2 rRNA genes are annotated in these 3,177 nt (G+C 49.9%); both read left to right on the forward strand.

The features are described from left to right. Positions 1 to 97: 97 nt before the first annotated feature. Positions 98 to 2,989, forward strand: a 23S ribosomal RNA gene (locus tag NFR61_RS11040). Positions 2,990 to 3,061: 72 nt separating this feature from the next. Then, positions 3,062 to 3,174, forward strand: a 5S ribosomal RNA gene (rrf, locus tag NFR61_RS11045). The last annotated feature ends 3 nt before the right edge of the window (positions 3,175 to 3,177 follow it).

Genomic DNA, 3,177 nt, shown 5'->3' on the forward strand with positions numbered 1-3,177 from the left:
GAAAAGTTCTTTGACATATTGGTATATATAAATGGAGATATAATTCAAAACTTGTATTTATTGGAATGACCCAGTGGATATAAGTAAAAAATGAAATCGAGAAGCAAACAAGAGCGTACGGTGGATGCCTAGGCTCTCACAGGCGATGAAGGACGTGATAAGCTGCGAAAAGCTGCGGGTAGGTGCAAATGACCCTTGATCCGCAGATATCCGAATGGGACAACCCGGTATATTGAAGATATACCATACCGTAAGGTAGGCAAACCGAGGGAACTGAAACATCTCATTACCTCGAGGAGAAGAAAACAACAGTGATTCCCCCAGTAGCGGCGAGCGACCGGGGAACAGCCCAAACCCATACTGTTTCGGCATCATGGGGGTAGTAGGGCCACGATCTTGATGAAGTAAACGAAGTGGAACGGATTGGAAAATCCGGCCATAGGGGGTGATAGTCCCGTACATGTAAGTTTATGAATCATAGTGAAACCCTGAGTAAGGCGGGACACGAGAAATCCTGTCTGAATCCGCCGGGACCATCCGGCAAGGCTAAATACTAGTGAGAGACCGATAGTGAACGAGTACTGTGAAGGAAAGGTGAAAAGCACCGTGAACAACGGAGTGAAATAGTCCCTGAAACCGTGCGCTTACAAGCAGTCGGAGCCCTTTTTGGGGTGACGGCGTGCCTTTTGCATAATGAGCCTACGAGTTAGTCATTACCAGCGAGGTTAAGTGCATGAATGCACGTAAGCCGAAGCGAAAGCGAGTCTTAATAGGGCGTTGAGTTGGTAGTGCTAGACGCGAAACCTTAGTGATCTACCCATGAGCAGGTTGAAGGTTTGGTAACACAAACTGGAGGACCGCACCGATAAGCGTTGAAAAGCTTCCGGATGACTTGTGGGTAGGGGTGAAAGGCCAATCAAACTGGGAAATAGCTCGTACTCTCCGAAATGCATTTAGGTGCAGCCTCTGTTGTTTTGTCTTATAGGTAGAGCTACTGATTGGATGCGAGGGCTTCACCGCCTATCAAATCCGGATAAACTCCGAATGCTAAGACATGAAGACAGGGAGTGAGCCCGCGGGTGCTAAGGTCCGCGGACGAAAGAGGGAGAACTCAGCCCATCAGCTAAGGCCCCGAATTGTATGCTAAGTTGACATAGGAACGCGGTGGAACCGCCGAGACAGCTAGGATGTTGGCTTGGAAGCAGCCATTCATTTAAAGAGTGCGTAACAGCTCACTAGTCGAGTAGTTCCGCATGGATAATACGCGGGCATAAGCATACAGCCGAAGCTATGGATTCACATGTAAATGTGGATGGTAGGAGAGCATTCCGTTCAGCGTTGAATCCGAATCGCGAGGTTCGGTGGAGCGAACGGAAAAGCAAATGTAGGCATAAGTAACGATAAAGCGGGTGCGAACCCCGCTCGCCGAAAGGTCAAGGATTCCCCGGCAATGTCAATCACCCGGGGGTAAGTCGGGTCCTAAGCCGCAGCCGACAGGCGTAGGCGATGGCCAACGGGTTAATATTCCCGTACTCATGTATGCTGCGATGCAGGGACGAAGTAGTGACACCGCTGCCCACCGACGGAATGGTGGGTTGAATACCCAACTGATCGATGCCGGTAGTAAAGTACGCCGGCGGAAGGGACGGTAGATAGTACCGCAATGCTTCGGCAGCGCGGATAATGCGGGTAATCAGACTTCCAAGAAAATCTGCTAAGCTTCAGGTATACATGACCCGTACTGTAAACGGACACACGTGACCGCGTAGAAAATACTCAGGCGCTCGAGATATTCATGGCTAAGGAACTAGGCAAAATAGTCCTGTAACTTCGGGAAAAAGGACGCTCGATGTTGAATCGAGCCGCAGATAAATGGCCCAGGCGACTGTTTACCAAAAACACATGGCTATGCTAAATCGTAAGATGATGTATATGGCCTGACACCTGCCCGGTGCCGGAAGGTTAAGAGGAAGGTTTAGACTTGTTCGAAGATCCGAATTGAAGCCCCGGTAAACGGCGGCCGTAACTATAACGGTCCTAAGGTAGCGAAATTCCTTGTCGGGTAAGTTCCGACCTGCACGAATGGTGTAACGATCTGGGTACTGTCTCAGCCATGCTCTCGGTGAAATTGTAGTTCCGGTGAAGATGCCGGATACCCGCAACGGGACGGAAAGACCCCGTGAACCTTTACTGCAGCTTTGCATTGATTTTGGGTAAGTGATGTGTAGGATAGGTCGGAGGCACTGAAACGGATTCGTCAGGATTCGTAGAGCCGTCGTTGAAATACGACCCTTTACTTATCTGAGGTCTAATCCCTTTGAAGGGAGACACTGCATGGTGGGTAGTTTGACTGGGGTGGTCGCCTCCAAAAGCGTAACGGAGGCTTCTCAAGGTACCCTCAAGACGTTTGGTAATCGTCTTTAGAGTGCAATGGCATAAGGGTGCTTGACTGTGAGACCGACAAGTCGATCAGGTAGGAAACTAGAGCATAGTGATCCGGTGGTTCCGCATGGAAGGGCCATCGCTCAAAGGATAAAAGGTACTCCGGGGATAACAGGCTGATCGCTCCCAAGAGCTCATATCGACGGAGCGGTTTGGCACCTCGATGTCGGCTCGTCACATCCTGGGGCTGGAGAAGGTCCCAAGGGTTCGGCTGTTCGCCGATTAAAGTGGCACGCGAGCTGGGTTCAGAACGTCGTGAGACAGTTCGGTCCCTATCTGTTGTGGGCGTAGTATATTTGAGGAGATCCTGACACTAGTACGAGAGGACCGTGTTGGACATACCTCTGGTGTATCAGTTGTGACGCCAGTTGCACTGCTGAGTAGCCACGTATGGTTTGGATAAGCGCTGAAAGCATCTAAGCGCGAAGCCATCTTCGAGATGAGATATACATATAGGGTCGTCATAGATGATGACGTTGATAGGTCGCAGGTGTATAGTCGGTGACGGCACAGCCGAGCGATACTAATAGCCCGACAGCTTCTGGATGATGGATTATATTTTCATTTGTATGCCGATGTCAATGTTATAGAAAGGTCTAAAAGGAATTAGAAGGAATTAAAAGGTGTCTATGGCAAAGGGGATCCACCTCTTCCCATCCCGAACAGAGAAGTTAAGCCCTTTCACGCCGATGGTACTGCCGTCACTGGTGGGAGAGTAGGTAGACGCCGAATTTT

Source organism: Odoribacter lunatus (genome assembly GCF_943193135.1).
Lineage (GTDB): Bacteria > Bacteroidota > Bacteroidia > Bacteroidales > Marinifilaceae > Culturomica > Culturomica lunata.